Genomic DNA, 15236 nt, shown 5'->3' on the forward strand with positions numbered 1-15236 from the left:
ACCCAGCGCGCGCCGAGGGGCATCCTCACCCGGGAGCCATACGATGGGAGGCCCATGAGCATCCTCGAGCAGATCACCGGTCCTCGCGACCTCGACCGGCTGTCCCGCGCCGAGGTGCGCGAGCTCGCCGCGGAGGTGCGCGCCTTCCTCATCCGCGAGGTCTCGCGCACGGGCGGCCACCTCGGCCCCAACCTCGGCGTCGTCGAGCTGACCATCGCGATGCACCGGGTCTTCGACTCGCCGCGCGACGCGTTCGTGTTCGACACCGGCCACCAGTCGTACGTGCATAAGCTGCTCACGGGCCGCCAGGACTTCTCGCGGCTGCGGCAGCGCGGCGGCCTCGCCGGCTACCCGCAGCGCTCCGAGAGCGAGCACGACATCGTCGAGTCGAGCCACGCCTCCTCGTCGCTGTCGTGGGCCGACGGCATCAGCCGCGCCTTCGACCTCACCGGGCAGCACGACCGGACGGTCGTCGCGGTCGTCGGCGACGGCGCGCTCACGGGCGGCATGACGTGGGAGGCGCTCAACAACATCTCCGACGACAACCGGCGCCGGCTCGTCATCGTCGTGAACGACAACGGCCGGTCCTACGCGCCCACGATCGGCGGCATGGCGCGCTTCCTCAACGGCGTCCGCACGCAGTCGTCGTACCGCTCGCTGCGCGGCTCCTCGGAGCGCCTGTTCTCGCGCTTCGGGCACCCGGGCCGGGCCCTCTACCGCGGCGTGCGCGGCGCGACCCACGGCTTCCTCTCGCGCTTCGTGAACAACGAGGCGCTGTACTCGAACCTCGACATCAAGTACCTCGGCCCGATCGACGGGCACGACCCCGAGGCGCTCGAGGAGGCGCTGCGCCAGGCGCGCGACTTCGGCGCGCCGACGATCGTGCACGTCATCACGCAGAAGGGCCAGGGCTTCGACCCGGCCATCAACGACGAGGCCGACCAGTTCCACGCGGTCGGGCAGATCGATCCCGAGACGGGCGAGTCGATCGCCTCCGCGGGGCGCCCCGCCTGGACCTCGGTGTTCGCCGACGAGCTCGTGCGCATCGCCCGCGACGACCAGCGCGTCGTCGGCATCACGGCGGCGATGCTGCGCCCCACCGGCCTCGACCGGCTCGCCGCGCTCGACCCGAGCCGCGTGCTCGACGTCGGCATCGCCGAGCAGCACGCCGTCACGACGGCGGCCGGCCTCGCCTACGGCGGGCTGCACCCGGTCGTCGCGATCTACGCGACGTTCATGAACCGCGCGTTCGACCAGGTCCTCATGGACGTCGCGCTCCACCGCGCGGGGGTCACGTTCGTGCTCGACCGCGCGGGCGTCACGGGCCCCGACGGCCCGAGCCACCACGGCATGTGGGACCTCGCGCTGCTGCAGTTCGTGCCCGGCATCCGGCTCGCGGCGCCGCGGGACGCCGTCCGCCTCGAGGAGGAGCTGCGCGAGGCCGTGGCCGTCGACGATGCGCCCACCGTCATCCGCTACCCGAAGGGCTCGGTGCCCAACCAGCTCGACGCCGTGCGCCGCACGGACGACGGCGTCGACGTGCTCGTCGAGGCCGCGCACCGCGACGTGCTCATCGTCGCCATCGGATCGTTCGCGCACCTCGCGATGGACGTCGCGCAGCGGGTGCAGGCGCAGGGGATCGGCGTCACCGTCGTCGACCCGCGCTGGGTCGTGCCCGTGCCGCAGACGGTCGTCGAGCTCGCGCGCGAGCACCGCATCGTCATCACGCTCGAGGACGGCGTGCGGGTCGGCGGCATCGGCACGCGCATCCGGCAGGAGCTGCGCGCGGCGGGCGTCGACACGGCGGTGGACGAGCTGGGCCTGCCTGACGCCTTCATCGACCACGCGGAGCGCGGCGAGATCCTCGAGGACGTCGGGCTCTCGGCGCAGGCGATCGCGCGCGACGTCGTGCAGCAGGTGCTCGGCGCGGGCAAGCTGCCGGTGGCCCGGCCGCTGCCGGACGACCTGCACCTGCGGATCGAGGCGGCGGCGGCAGACGCGTCCGCCGACGGCACGCCGCGCGACTGACGCCGTCCACAGGCGGGGATCGCCCGCCCACGGGCGGACGGACGGTTGCGCGATCCTGCCGCGCATGGACGACATCGACCCCCAGGACCTGCTCGCCGTCGCCGACGTGCGGCTGCTCGACGACGCGGCGCTCCTCGCGCGCGCCCGCGACCTCATCGGCTCCGGCCTCGTGCGGCGGCTGTGGCTCCTGCTCCTCGACGACGACGGCAGGCAGCTGCCGCTGCTGCCGCAGCTCGACGGCATCCCCGTCTCGCCCGACGGGCAGGCGACCATGACGATCCGCTCGATGCTGGGCACGCTCGCCGAGGTCGGCTCGCAGGCCGTCGTCGTGCTCGAGCGGCCCGGTGCGCCGTCGGCCTCGCCCGACGACCTCGCGTGGGGCGATGCGATCCGCCGCGGCGCCCGCGGCATCGACCTGCGGCTGCGCGGCGTGCTGCTCGCGCACGGCCGCGGGGTCGACCCGCTCGTGGACGAGCCGTGCGGCGGCACGGCAGCCTGAGCCGGCCGTCACGCCGCAGGCGCTAGGGCGCGTACGCCGCCGCTGCGCGACGCAGGAGCGGCTCAAGCTCGCGCTGCGGCCGTGCCCGGAGGATGGCGAAGCTGAGCTGCTGCAGCGGATAGGTGTCCGCGACGGCGCGCGCCCTGGTGATCTCGGCCGCGGGACGGACGGCGCCGAGGGTGTCCCACCCGAACCAGGTGGCGAGCGCGGCGACGTCGATCGCCGGGTCCGAGGCGCTCGCCAGGTCCCAGTCGAGCACGCCCGCGATGCGACCGCCGTCCCACACCAGGTTCGCGCCCGCGAGGTCGCCGTGCACGAGCGAGCCGCCGTCGACGGAAGCCTCTGCCAACCGGTCCGCAGCCCGCGTGGCCCTCGCGCGCGAGCCGAGGGGGAGGAGCGGGATCGCCCGCTCGACCATGGACGCGTGCCATCGGCGCCCGCCCGCGAACGCCCAGGGCTCAGCGAGCTCCTGCTCCACGACGTCGAGCGGTGTGGCCTCGAACGCGTCCAGCACCGATGCCAGCGCCTGCGCGTCCACCTCGCCGGCCGGGCGCGAGGCGCCGACGACGCGGCGCTGCGGGATCGCGACCAGTCCGCCCAGGCGGACGGGCGCGCCGAGCGAGCGCGGGAGCTCGAACGGCAGCGGCGGGAGCCGGTCGATGAGCCTCTGCGCGCGGGCGGCGACCGACGCGGCCTCGGGCGACCTGCTCACGCGGACGGCGACCGCGTCGACGAGCACCACGACGTTCGCGGAGCCGTGGTCGATCCGCTCCCACCGATCCCGCGGCACCGAGCGCGCGCCGGTGGATCGCAGCGCTCGAAGCACCAGTTCCTCGACCAGGGCCTCCTCGGGCGCTGCGAACCCGATGGCGACCACGTCGCGAGCCTATCCAGCCGGCCATCGCGAGCAGCTGCGGAGGCGGCGTCGGTATCGTCGCGGCATGAGCTGGCTGCGCGCGCCCGGTGCCGACGACGACAAGCGGAGCATGGGCGTGCTCGGCGTCGTGACCGGCTCCGACCGCTACCCGGGCGCGGCGGTGCTCGGCGTCGAGGCCGCCTGGCGCACCGGCGTCGGCACCGTGCGCCTCTGGGCCCCTCGCCGAGTGCAGGACCTCGTGCTCGCGCGGCGCCCGGAGACGGTGTGCCACGAGCTCGACGAGCCCGTGCACCCCGTGTCGGCCTGGCTGCTCGGCTCGGGGCAGGATGCCCGCGAGCGCGACCCGCGGCTCCGCGCGCTGCTGCTCGATGCGCTGGGGTCCGGCGCGCCGTGCGTCATCGACGCCGGCGCGCTCGACCTCGTGGGACGCGCGGGCGGCCGTGCGGTGGCGACGCCCCACGCCGGTGAGCTCTCGCGCGTGCTCCGCGCGCTCGGCAGGGACCTCGACGCGGAGGCGGTGCGCGCCGACCCCGCCGCCGCAGCGGCGGACGCCGCGGCGGCCCTCGAGGTCGTCGTGCTGCTCAAGGGCGCCACGACGCACGTCGCCGCGCCTGACGGCGCTGTCGAGGCCGTCGCCGCGACGACCCACCGGCTGGCGGTCGCCGGCAGCGGCGACGTGCTCGGGGGCCTGCTGGGGGCGGCCCTCGCGGTCAGCGCCGGTGCGGGCGGCAGGCTCGGCCTCCGCGAGATCGCCGAGGTCGCCGCCGAGGGCGCGCGCCGCCACGCCGCGGCCGCGCTGCTCGCGAGCGGCGGCGACGCGGGACCCGGCGCTCGGCCGATCGCCGCCCTCGACATCGCCGAAGCGCTGCGCGACGTCGTCTGAGGCGTGCCGGTATGTCGAGGTGCTGAGGAGTCCTCGATGTCCGTAGGATTCCCTACGTGGATGCCGACGACCTCATCGCGCGCGTGCGGGAGCTCGTCGCCGAGGGCGATCGCCTCGGCGCCGCGGCGGCGATGCAGCGCGGGATCGCCGCGGCGCCCGACGGCGCGACGCGGCTGCACCTCGAGGCGTACGGGCATTCCTTCCTGCTGGCGGTGAGCGACGGCCGCGGTGCCGACATCGGGGAGGTCCGAGCCGCGCTGGCGGCGCTCGACGAGCCGGATGCGCTCGCGCTCGACCCGGAGCTGCGGGAGCGGCTCCGGCTGGAGCTGCGGCTGTCGATCGCGGCGCTCGAGCGCGACGAGCGCGCGCACGACGAGCTGGTCGTCGCTGCGGCACGGCTCGTGCCGCAGCACCCGAGGGCGCTCACGACCGCGGTGCGCGCGGTCAACAACCGGCTCATGCTGCAGCTCGACCGCTTGGAGGACGAGGGCATCGGCCCCGGGCAGCAGGCCCACGTCGACGCCGCCCTCGCGATCGGGCAGGCCCGCGGGCTCGCCGCCGTGCTCGGCGGCCGGGGCCGCATCGACCGCCGCGCGGTGATCGCCGCCGTCGAGATGGGGGAGGGCGAGCGTGCCTGGCGGTGGACGCTCGAGGCGCTCGACCGGGAGATGTCCTCGTCCGAGCGCGTCGGGCTCGAGGGCCTGGGCGCGCAGATCGCCTGGGAGCGCGGCGACGCGGAAGCGGCGGTGCGGCTCGGGGAGCAGGCGAAGGCGCACGCGCAGGGCCGCAGCACCGATTGGACGCGGTCGCTGGGTGCGCTCGGGGGCGTCGTGGCGGCCGCGCACGGCGTGGGCTCGATGTCGGCGGCGCTGCGGGCGTATCGCCGGTCGGCGTCGCGCGAGGCGCATCGGATGCTGCCGACCCGGGGACACACCGTCGCGGCCATCGCGCTGGAGTCGGGCGCCGATCGCGACGAGGTCGAGGCGATGCTCGTCGGCTGCTACGGAGAGCGTGCCGGCTGGGAGTCGCCGTGGCGCGCGTTCTTCGACGCGAACGCGGCGCCGGGATCCTGGCGCACCGACGGCGTGCTCGACGCGTGGTGCGAGGATGCGGGGCCGGCATGGCGCCGCGCGGCCGCGATCCGGCTGCGCGCGCTCTGGCGCCTGCGGCAGGGCGACCACGCGCTCGCAGCGCGCGACGTCGCCCTCGGGCTGCGGCACGTCGCGCGCTGGCCCGGTCGGCGACGGGTCGCGCTCGAGCGCCTGCTCGACCAGGTGCGCCCGGTGCGCTCGATCACGGCATCGCAGTCCGCGGTGCTCGAGCTGGTGGTCCAAGGGCTCACCGATCGCGAGATCGCGGCGCTGCTCGACCGCTCCTCGCGCACGGTCGAGTCGCACGTGCGCGCCCTGCTGCGCGCGTACGGAGCGCCGAACCGCGTGGCTCTCGCGGTGGCCGCGTCGAGCGAAGCGATGCTCGGCCGATGAGCGACGAGGCAGGGGCGCTCGTCGCCGAGGCCGACGCGCTCATCGATGCGGTGCGCGAGGCGATCGCGGACGGCGACACCCTGGGCGCCGGCGTGCTCATGCGGCGCGCGTTCGACCTGGCCGTCGACGACGTGACCCGGCTGCACCTCGCGTCGCACGCCGCGTCGTACCGGCTCGCGCTCGCCGACGGCGACGAGGCGCAGGTCGAGGACATCGAGGGCATCCGGGCACGGATCGCGGGCGCAGACAGCGACGCCCTGGCGCCCGGGCTGCGCAGGCGCCTGGACCTCGAGCTCCGCATCTCGGCGGCGGTGCTCGGGCGCGACGAGGCGGCGCTCGACCAGCTCGTGGTGGCGTCCGCACGGCACGCGCGGCGCCACCCGGCCGCGAGGTCGACGACGCTGCGGGCAGCGAACAACCGCCTGATGGTGCAGCTCGACCGGCTCGAGCGCGTCGGCATCGGCCCGGGAGAGCCGGGGCACCTCGACGCCGGCATCGCGATCGGGCAGGCGCGCGCCATCGCCGACGTCCTCGGCGCGCGAGGCCGCATCGACCGCCGCTCGATCCTGGCGGCCACGATGATGGGCGACGCGGAGCGCGCACGGCGGTGGACGCAGGATGCGCTCGCGGGCCCGATGGCCGCCTCCGAGCGCGTCGCCCTCGAGTCGCTCGGGGCGCACCTGGCCTGGGAGCGGGGCGACGCGGCTGCCGCGATCGCGCTCGGCGATCAGGCTCGCGCGCACGCCCAGGGGCGGAGCGCGGAGTGGACCCGCACCCACGGCGCGCTCGGCGGCGTCGTCGCGGCGCTCGCCGGCTCGGGTTCGCTCCCGGCGGCCCTCCGCGCGTACCGCCGCTCCGCGAGCCGACGCAGCCACCTCGGCTTCGCCGGCACGCGAGCGCTCCTGGTCGGCGTGCTCGCGCTCGAGGCGGGCGCCGACCGCGATGAGGTCGAGCGCATGGTCGCCGGGTGCTACGGCGACCGGGCCGGGTGGGATCCGCGCTGGCGGGCGCTGCTCGACACGACCGCGGCGCCCGGGACGTGGCAGGACGGCGGACCGCTCGACGACTGGTGCGACGGGATCGGCCCCGCGTGGGAGCGCGCGACCGCCCTGCGCCTGCGGGCGCTCGCGCGCCTGCGCCGCGGTGACGCGAGCGGCGCCGCCGCCGACGTCGCGACGGGGCTGCGGCTGCTCGCGGGATGGCCGGGACGGCGGCGGGAGGCGCTGGAGCGGCTCCGCGACCGCCTGCGGTCGGCCCGCGCGGTGACGCCCGCGCAGGCGGCCGTGCTGGCGCTCCTGGTGCGAGGGCGCACCGATCGCGAGATCGCCGACGAGCTGGGCCGCTCCGCGCGCACGGTCGAGTCGCACGTGCGTGCGCTGCTGCGCGCCTACGACGTGCCGAACCGCGTCGCGCTCGCCGTCGCGGCCGCGCGCGGATCCTTCCTCGCCTGACCGCTCAGGCGGGCGTCAGCATCCCGATCCGCACGAGCTCGCGCACCCGCGGTAGCAGGTCGGCCACGAGGGGCGCCTCGTCGACCTCGAGGAGGCCCGCGATCGCGCCCAGCAGCACGCCGACGGGCAGCTCGCCGTCGCTCGCCCCGACGAGGCCGGCGAGCGCCGCGTCGACCGATAGGCTCCGGCCGAGCCCGCCGCCCTGGCGCAGCTCGATGACGGTGGGGCCCGCGGCGCCCGGCACCTGGTGCCGCGCTTCCGTGACGTCGGGCGCGGCGAGCAGGCGCGCCCCGAGCAGCGCGTCGTCGTCGCGCGCCGCGAGCCACGCCTCGGCCTCCAGCGCCTCGGCGAGGTGCGCGCCCGCGCGCTCGAGCGCGACGCCCTGCGGCACGCGCTCCGCGCGCGCGAGGCCGGTGCCGCCATCGTGGAGCACGACCCAGCCCATGCCGACCTCGTCGACGGCGCGCGCCTCGAGGTCGTCGAGCCATGCGCCGAGGAGCGCGTCGTGGCCGTCGTCCCCGGGGCGCGTGCCGCCGTCGCGCAGCCACAGCTCGGCGTACGCGACGGGGGAGAGGGCCTCGCGCTCGAGCACCCAGGCATCGAGCCCGGCGCCCGCCCAGCCGAGCGCGCGGTCGCGGCCGGCCGCTCCGCCGCGCGTCTCCCAGTTGCCGAGCATCCGAGCCGTGCCGCCGGGCGCGAGGTGCGCGGCGACGCCGCCCACGGCCGCCTCCATCAGCCGGTCGCCCTCGAGCCCACCGTCGCGGTACTCGTAGGCCGGCACGCCCGCTGCGCGCGGCGTGATGACGAACGGCGGGTTCGAGGCGACGAGGTCGAATCGCTCGCCCACGACGGGCTCGTAGAGCGAGCCGAGCCGCAGCTCGATGCCGTCGACGCCGTTGAGCGCCGCGTTCAGCGCGGCGAGCTCCAGGGCGCGCGGGGAGACGTCGGTGGCGACGACGCGCTCGGCGAAGCGCCGCAGGTGCAGCGCGACGATGCCGCAGCCTGTGCCGAGGTCGAGCGCCGTGCCCGCCGCCACGGGAGGCAGCAGCTGCACGAGCGTGCGGGCGGCGCCGCCGACGCCCAGCACGTGGTCGGGCCGCAGCGGCCGCGCGCCCGAGAGCTCGTCGAGGTCGCTCGCGACCACCCACGCCGACTCGCCGAGCGCATCCCGCATCGTCACGGGGCGCACCGCGAGCAGCGGCACCGCCTCGTCGTCCTCGAGGGCGACGACGCCGAGCGCGACGGCGCCCTCGAGCCCCGCCTCCGGCAGCGCCGCCGCGAGGTCGGCGGCGGGCACCCGGTCGCCGAGCACCAGCGCCCGCACGAGCGTCGCGAGCGGCCCCGGGTGCGCGAGCGCCGCCCGGCGGGCGGGCGCGGCGGACATGCGGGCGAGCGCGTCGGCGGCGTCGTCGCCGACGAGCGCACGGACGCCCCCGCTCGTGAACCCCGCGGAGGCGAGGTCACGGGCGAGGGCGTCTGCGTGCTGGAGCGGTGCGGAGTTCACCCAGCGAGGCTACGCGGCCCCGGCCACCGAGGCCGTCTCGCGGGCGGCCGGGCCCGCGATGCGCGGCGAGTGGAACGTGCCGCCGAACGCGCGCTCGGAGGCGCCGACCCGGTCGAGGTACGGCGTGACACCGCCCATCTGGAACGGCCAGCCCGCGCCGAGGATCATGCAGAGATCGATGTCCTCGGGTCCGGCGACGACCTCGTCGTCGAGCATGCGACGGATCTCGTCGGCCAGGCCGTCCTCGATCCGGATGCGCAGCTCCTCGGCCGAGAGCGGCACGGCGTCCTTCGGCGTGTGCTTCGCGACGATCTTCCGCGCCCGCTTGTCGATGCCCCTCGCGTTGCCCTTGCCGTCCTTCTCGAGCAGCACGCCCTCCTCGGCGAGCTCGTGGAGCGCCGCCGACTCGAAGAAGCGGTCCGGGAAGGCGCCGTGGTGCGTGTCGAGCACGTGCGCGCCCACCTTGAGGCCCACGAGGTCGAGCAGCACGAACGGGTCCATCGGGAACCCGAACGGGCGCTGCGCCTCGACGACGGTCTCGAAGGGCGTGCCCTGCTCGACCGCGTGCATCGCCTCGCCGAGCAGCTTCGCGAGGATGCGGTTCACGACGAAGCCGGGGGTGTCGCGCGTGATGACGGCGTTCTTCCGCAGGTCCTTCGCGACCCGCATCGCCGTGGCGAGCGTCGCGTCGTCGGTCGAGGGCGTGCGGACGACCTCGATGAGCGGCATGACCGCGACCGGGTTGAAGAAGTGGAAGCCGACGAGGCGCTCCGGGTGGGCGAGCGTCGCGCCGATCTGCTCGACCGAGAGGCTCGACGTGTTGGTCGCGATGACCGCCGTCTCGGACAGGTGCGGCTCGACCTCGGCGAAGACCTGCTGCTTGACCGAGAGCTCCTCGAAGACGGCCTCGATCACCCAGTCGCAGTCGGCGAAGTCGGCCTTGTCGACCGTGCCGGCGATGAGTGCGGAGAGGCGCTTCGCGGTGTCGCCGTCGACGCGACCCTTCGCGCGCAGCGCCTCGATCTCGTCGCGGATGCCCGCGACGGCCTTGTCCACTCGCGCCTGGTCGAGGTCGGTGATCACGACCGGCACCTGCAGGCGGCGCAGGAACAGCAGCGCGAACTGGCTCGCCATGAGCCCGGCGCCGATGATGCCGACCTTGGAGACGGGCTTCGCGAGCTTCGGGTCCGGCGCGCCGGCCGGCTTCTTCGCCCGCTTCTGCACGAGGTTGAACGCGTAGATCGAGGCCTGGAACTGGTCGCCGACGATGAGCTCCGACAGCGCGGCGTCCTCGGCGGCGAAGCCGGCGGCGCGGTCGTCCTTGCGGGCCAGCTCGAGCACCTCGAGCGCGCGGTACGGCGCCTGCGGCACCTCGCCGAGCTTCGCGCGGAGCGTGTCGCGCGCGACCTTGATCGCGATCGGCCACTTGACGGTGCGCTCGAGCGTGCCGGGCACGTGGGGGCGCTCCACCTTCTTGCCGCCGAGCACCGCGTCCGCCCAGGCGAGCGACGACTCGAGGAACGTCGCCGGCCCGAACATCGCGTCGGCGATGCCGAGCTCGAGCGCCTCGGCGGGCTTCAGCACCCGGTTCTGCTTGAGCGGGTTCTCGATGACGACCTTGAGCGCGCGCTCGATGCCGATGAGGTTCGGCAGGATCGTCGCGCCGCCCCAGCCGGGCACGAGGCCGAGGAACGTCTCCGGCAGCGCGACGGCGGGCGCGGCGGCGTTGAGCGTGCGGTAGTCGGCGTTGAGGCCGATCTCGAGGCCGCCGCCGAGGGCGAGGCCGTTGATGAACACGAACGTGGGCACGCCCGCGTCGTGGAGCAGCCCGAGCACCCGGTGGCCGAGCGCGGGCAGCTCCGCCGCCGTCTCGAGGTCGGGGATGGCCGAGACGTTCGACAGGTCGGCGCCGGCCGCGAGGAAGTAGGGCTTCCCCGTGACGGCGATCGCGTCGATCTCGCCGCGCGCGCCGCGTGCGCGCTGCTCGGTGAGCACGTCGCCGAGCTCGAACAGCGTCGCGGGGCCGAGCGTCGACGGGCGCGTGTGGTCGCGGCCGTTGTCGAGCGTCACGAGCGCGAGCGTGCGGCCGGAGGCGAGGGCGACGTCGCGCACGTAGGAGTGCGTGACCACCTCGTCGAACTCGGCCGCGGCCAGGCGGGGGAACTCGTCGCGGATCGCCATCACTTCCTCTTCCCGTAGTGCTTGTGGTGGGGGTTCTCCCAGATGACCGTGCCGCCCTGGCCGAGGCCGACGCACATGGCGGTGACGCCGTAGCGGACCTCGGGGCGCTGCTCGAACTGGCGCGCGAGCTGCAGCATGAGGCGCACGCCGGAGGAGGCGAGCGGGTGCCCGATCGCGATGGCGCCGCCCCACGGGTTGACGCGCTCGTCGTCGTCGGCGATCCCGAAGTGGTCGGTGAACGAGAGCACCTGCACCGCGAAGGCCTCGTTGAGCTCGAACAGGCCGATGTCGTCGATCGACAGGCCCGCCTTGGCGAGCGCCTTCTCGGTCGAGGGCACCGGGCCGATGCCCATGATGTCGGGCTCGACGCCCGCGAAGCCGAACGAGACGAGGCGCATCTTCGGCGCGAGCCCCAGCTCCTTCGCGGCGCGGCCCGAGGCCATGATCGACATGGTCGCGCCGTCGTTGAGGCCCGACGCGTTGCCCGCGGTGACGCGGCCGTGCTCGCGGAACGGCGTCTTCAGCGTCGCGAGGCCCTCCATCGTCGTCTCGGGGCGCGGCGCCTCGTCGGCCGTCGCGAGGCCCCATCCGGCCTCCGACTGCGTGGCGACGGGGATGAGGTCGTGCTGGATGTGCCCGGCGGCGACCGCGGCGGCGTACTTCTGCTGGCTGCGCATCGCGTAGCGGTCAGCGCGCTCCTTCGTGAGCGCCGGGAAGCGGTCGTGGATGCGCTCGGCCGTCTTGCCCATGTTCAGGGCGTCCATCGAGACGAGCTTCTCGGCCACGAACCGCGGGTTCGGGTCGGCGTCGAGGCCCATCGGGTGCCGGCCCATGTGCTCGACGCCGCCGGCGATGGCGACGTCGTAGCCGCCGAGCGCGATGCCGCCAGCGACGGTCGTGACCGCGGTCATGGCGCCGGCGCACATGCGATCGATCGCGTAGCCGGGCACCTGCACGGGCAGGCCCGCCAGCATGCCGACGGTGCGGCCGAGCGTGAGCCCCTGGTCGCCGGTCTGGGTGGTGGCGGCGATCGCCACCTCGTCGATGCGCTCGAGGGGGAGCGAAGGGTTGCGCTCCAGCAGGCCCGAGAGCGCCTTGACCGCGAGGTCGTCCGCCCTGGTGCCCCAGTACATCCCCTTCTCGCCCGCACGCCCGAATGGGGTGCGGACGCCGTCCACGAACACGACGTCGTCGTCAGCCACGGTGCCTCCTGATCGGTGATTGCGGCACCAGTGTAGGAACGGCTCCTGCGGCCGCAGAGGCGGGTGTGGCTTCCTACGACGAGGGCTCGGGGGCCTCCGGACCGAGTTGGTCGGCCTCCACAAAGGCGGCGGCGATCCTCTGTGCGGTCGCCGCAACCTGCCACGGGCGCGCATCGCGCGCGCGGAGGGCGTCGGCGACCGCCTCGGTGGTCGGCTCGACGCCGTCCCACGCGAGGCGGCGCAGCACGTCCGGGGTGAGGAGGTTCTCGGTCGGCATCGACAGCTCGGCGGCGACGGCCGCGAGCGCGGTGCGGGCGCGCTGGAGGCGCGCGTCGGCCTCGGGCTTGCGGCCCTTCCAGAAGCGCGGGGGCGGCGGCTCGTTCGACGGCACGCGGAGCACGGGCGGGTCGTCGCTCGCGCGGCCGGCCTCGATCGCGGCCCACCACCGGTCGAGCTCGCTGCGGCTCGCGCGGCCGACGAAGTCCTTGCGGGCGGCGAGGCGGCCCTTGCTCTCGGGATCGGACTGCGCGGCGACGAGCAGCGAGCGGTCCGGGATGAGGCGGCCGGGCGCGCGGTCGGTGTCGCGCGCGAGCGCGTCGCGGGCGAGCCAGAGCTCGCGGGCCACGGCGAGCTGGCGGCGGTCGCGGATGCCGTGGATGCCCGAGAGGCGCCGCCACGGCTCGGCGGCGGGCGGCTTCGGCTGGCGGACGAGCGCGTACGCGAACTCCTCCTCGGCGATCCGCTCCTTGCCCTGCGCGGCGAGCTCCTCGGCGAGCGCGTCGCGGAGGTCCGGCAGCACCTCGACGTCGAGCGCCGCGTACTCGAGCCACGAGTCGGGGATCGGCCGCTGCGACCAGTCGCTCGCGCCGTGCTCCTTGCGGAGGCGGATGCCCGCGAGGCGCTCGGCGACCGCGGCGAGGCCGACGCGCTCGAAGCCCGCGATGCGGGCGCCGAGCTCGGTGTCGAACAGCGTCGCGGGCTCGAGGCCGACCTCGCGCAGGCACGGGAGGTCCTGGCTGGCGGCGTGGATGATCCACTCCTCGCCGCCCACGGCCTCCTGCAGCGGCGAGAGGTCGTCGATCGTCGTGGGGTCCACGAGCACCGTGCCCGAGCCGCGCCGGTGCAGCTGCACGAGGTAGGCGCGCGAGGAGTAGCGGAAGCCGTTGGCGCGCTCGGCGTCGACCGCGACCGGGCCGACGCCCGCCGCGAGCCGGTCGGCGGCCGCGGCGAGCGCATCCGCGTCGCCGATCACGTCGAGGGGGCCCTGGACGACGGCGTCGCGCAGGTCGGTGCGGGGCTCGGCGCCCTCGGCCTCAGCCACGGGTGCGCCGCTTCGCGTCGATGCCCGTCGCGCCGGGCTGCACCGACAGGCCGGCGATGGCGCACAGCAGGTCGGTCCAGGCCGTGAGGTGCGCGCCGAAGTCGCGGCCGGTGGGCGTCCACGAGGCGCGCAGCTCGATCTGCGCGCCGTCGCCCTGCGCGGCGAGCTCGCCGAAGCCGCTCGAGAGGATCTTCGTGGCCGTGCCGGACTCCGAGTGGTGCTCGGCGCCGCGCTGCTCGAGCGCCTCGAGCAGGTAGGTCCAGGTGACCTCGGCGAGGAACGGGTCGACGCCGATCTCCGGATCCTGCGACGCCTGCGTGAAGCTCACGATGCGGAAGTCGCCGCCCCACGCCTCGGGCTCCTCGGGGTCGTGCATGAGGATGAAGCGGCCCGTGCCCAGGTCGGAGTCGCGGCCGTGGCTCGGCGTGCCGACGTCGGCCGCGATGGCGAACGAGAAGGGCGCGATGCGCCCGGGGGCAGGGATCTCGCGGACGGAGAGCTCGGGGCGCAGCTCGGCGCGCCGCAGCTGGTCGATGGCCGCCCGGAAGGCCTCAGGCACCGGGGCGGGCGCTGCACTGCTCGTGTCCACCCGGCAAGACTACGATCTGCACCGTGACGACGACTCGGAGGCGCGCCGCCGGTCGCGTCGCGCGTGCCGGCCTGGTCGCGGGCGGGGTGCTGCTCGGCGGCGCCGCCCTCGCGGTGACCGCCGCCTCCGCCGCGCTGGCATCGATGCTCGTGACGCCGCCCCGCGACCAGAAGGACGACATCCGCGTCCTCGGGCTCGACGCGCGCGGCGTCCGGCTCGGCCGCACGCCGGACACCGGCCTGCCCGGCACCTACGCGCTGTGGGTGGGGGAGCGGCTCGCGGTGCTCGGCCGCGTCGTCGACGAGGACGCGCACAGCGTCGTCCGCGAGGTCGACGCCGACGCCCGGGCGCTGCTGCAGGGCGTCTCGAGCGCGCGCTGGTCTGGCTACGCGCTCTTCCGACCGCGCCAGGTGACGTCGGCGAGCGAGCGCGTCGACGTGGCGACCGAGCTCGGGCCGGCGCCCGCGTGGATCATGGGCGACCAGTCGGCGTCGACGTGGTGCATCCAGGTGCACGGCCGCGGAGTGACCCGCCGCGAGACGATCCGCGGCGTGCCGCTCATGCTCGAGCGCGGCATCGCGTGCATGGCCGTCTCGTACCGCAACGACGGCGAGGCGCCGCCGAGCCGCGACGGCAAGCTCCGGCTCGGGCTCGACGAGTGGCGCGACGTCGAGGCGGCGATCGACCTCGCGCTCGAGCGCGGCGCGGAGCGGATCGTGCTCATGGGCTGGTCGATGGGCGGCCAGATCGCGCTGCAGGTCGCGCGCCGCTCGCGGCACCGCCGCCGCATCGTCGGGCTGGTGCTCGACTCGCCCGTCGTCGGCTGGGCGCCGACGCTGCGGCTGCAGGTCGCGCTCGTGCGCGCCCCCGCGTGGCTCGTCGACACGGCCGTGGGCCTCCTCGAGTCGCCCGCCGCGGTGCTGAGCGGCGGCCGCAGCCTCGACTTCGACGAGCTCGACAACGTGCTGCACGCCGACGCGCTCTCGCAGCCCATCCTGCTGCTGCACTCCGCCGACGACGGCTACGTGCCGCCGGACGCATCCCGCGCGCTGGCGGCGGCCAGGCCCGACCTCGTCGACTACCGCGAGTGGACGACCGCGCGCCACACGAAGCTGTGGAACCTCGACCGCGAGCGCTACGAGCGCGAGATCGGCGCGTGGATCGATCGCGTCGTGCTCGACGCGGAGCGCGCGGCCGAGCCGGCGGACTGAGCCCGA

The 15236-nt window shown here is 75.6% G+C and carries 12 protein-coding genes; 6 read left to right on the top strand and 6 right to left on the bottom strand.

Going from position 1 to position 15236, the window contains the following annotated elements; genetic code table 11:
- Positions 1-54: 54 nt before the first annotated feature.
- Positions 55-2028, top strand: coding sequence for a 1-deoxy-D-xylulose-5-phosphate synthase (gene dxs, locus IEW90_RS07030; protein ID WP_188717438.1), 1974 nt, complete (start codon positions 55-57; stop codon positions 2026-2028).
- 64 nt (positions 2029-2092) lie between these two features.
- Positions 2093-2527: a hypothetical protein gene (locus tag IEW90_RS07035; RefSeq protein WP_188717440.1), complete on the top strand. Its 435-nt coding sequence runs from the start codon at positions 2093-2095 to the stop codon at positions 2525-2527.
- A gap of 22 nt (positions 2528-2549) precedes the next feature.
- Here the strand turns inward: IEW90_RS07035 and IEW90_RS07040 are convergent, their stop codons facing one another.
- A complete protein-coding gene (locus IEW90_RS07040) occupies positions 2550-3404 on the bottom strand; it encodes a phosphotransferase family protein (RefSeq protein ID WP_188717442.1) in 855 nt (284 codons plus the stop codon).
- A gap of 64 nt (positions 3405-3468) precedes the next feature.
- On the opposite strand from IEW90_RS07040, the gene IEW90_RS07045 reads away from it, so the two are divergent.
- Genes IEW90_RS07045 through IEW90_RS07055 form a run of 3 tightly spaced genes read left to right on the top strand, consistent with a single transcriptional unit; the run spans position 3469 to position 7222 of the window.
- The gene (locus IEW90_RS07045; protein ID WP_188717443.1) at positions 3469-4287 is read left to right on the top strand and encodes an ADP-dependent NAD(P)H-hydrate dehydratase; all 819 of its coding nucleotides are present in this window, start codon (positions 3469-3471) and stop codon (positions 4285-4287) included.
- Between the two features lie 56 nt (positions 4288-4343).
- On the top strand, positions 4344-5771 hold the full coding sequence (locus IEW90_RS07050; RefSeq protein ID WP_188717446.1) for a helix-turn-helix domain-containing protein: 1428 nt from the start codon (positions 4344-4346) through the stop codon (positions 5769-5771).
- The gene (locus IEW90_RS07055; RefSeq protein WP_188717448.1) at positions 5768-7222 is read left to right on the top strand and encodes a helix-turn-helix domain-containing protein; all 1455 of its coding nucleotides are present in this window, start codon (positions 5768-5770) and stop codon (positions 7220-7222) included. The genes IEW90_RS07050 and IEW90_RS07055 overlap by 4 nt, the downstream gene beginning before the upstream one ends.
- 4 nt (positions 7223-7226) lie before the next feature.
- Here IEW90_RS07055 and IEW90_RS07060 read toward each other — a convergent pair whose 3' ends face one another.
- From IEW90_RS07060 to IEW90_RS07080, 5 genes are all read right to left on the bottom strand, one after another.
- On the bottom strand, positions 7227-8726 hold the full coding sequence (locus tag IEW90_RS07060) for a DUF7059 domain-containing protein (RefSeq protein ID WP_229679531.1): 1500 nt from the start codon (positions 8724-8726) through the stop codon (positions 7227-7229).
- A 9-nt stretch (positions 8727-8735) separates the two neighbouring features.
- The gene (locus IEW90_RS07065) at positions 8736-10907 is read right to left on the bottom strand and encodes a 3-hydroxyacyl-CoA dehydrogenase NAD-binding domain-containing protein (RefSeq protein ID WP_188717450.1); all 2172 of its coding nucleotides are present in this window, start codon (positions 10905-10907) and stop codon (positions 8736-8738) included.
- Positions 10907-12091: a thiolase family protein gene (locus IEW90_RS07070; RefSeq protein WP_188718064.1), complete on the bottom strand. Its 1185-nt coding sequence runs from the start codon at positions 12089-12091 to the stop codon at positions 10907-10909. Before IEW90_RS07070 ends, IEW90_RS07065 begins: the two co-directional genes overlap by 1 nt.
- A gap of 91 nt (positions 12092-12182) precedes the next feature.
- A complete protein-coding gene (locus tag IEW90_RS07075) occupies positions 12183-13361 on the bottom strand; it encodes an HRDC domain-containing protein (RefSeq protein ID WP_188718065.1) in 1179 nt (392 codons plus the stop codon).
- Positions 13362-13422: 61 nt separating this feature from the next.
- On the bottom strand, positions 13423-14019 hold the full coding sequence (locus IEW90_RS07080) for a DUF3000 domain-containing protein (protein ID WP_188717452.1): 597 nt from the start codon (positions 14017-14019) through the stop codon (positions 13423-13425).
- Positions 14020-14042: 23 nt separating this feature from the next.
- On the opposite strand from IEW90_RS07080, the gene IEW90_RS07085 reads away from it, so the two are divergent.
- Positions 14043-15230: an alpha/beta hydrolase family protein gene (locus IEW90_RS07085; RefSeq protein WP_188717454.1), complete on the top strand. Its 1188-nt coding sequence runs from the start codon at positions 14043-14045 to the stop codon at positions 15228-15230.
- Positions 15231-15236: the final 6 nt, after the last annotated feature.

The sequence above is a fragment of the Agrococcus terreus genome (genome assembly GCF_014645235.1).
Lineage (GTDB): Bacteria > Actinomycetota > Actinomycetes > Actinomycetales > Microbacteriaceae > Agrococcus > Agrococcus terreus.

Coding starts and splice junctions, on each gene's coding strand:
- IEW90_RS07045 (WP_188717443.1), top strand. CDS start 3,469: ATGAGCTGGCTGCGCGCGCCCGGTGCCGACGACGACAAGCGGAGCATG.
- IEW90_RS07055 (WP_188717448.1), top strand. CDS start 5,768: ATGAGCGACGAGGCAGGGGCGCTCGTCGCCGAGGCCGACGCGCTCATC.
- dxs (WP_188717438.1), top strand. CDS start 55: ATGAGCATCCTCGAGCAGATCACCGGTCCTCGCGACCTCGACCGGCTG.
- IEW90_RS07035 (WP_188717440.1), top strand. CDS start 2,093: ATGGACGACATCGACCCCCAGGACCTGCTCGCCGTCGCCGACGTGCGG.
- IEW90_RS07065 (WP_188717450.1), bottom strand. CDS start 10,907: ATGGCGATCCGCGACGAGTTCCCCCGCCTGGCCGCGGCCGAGTTCGAC.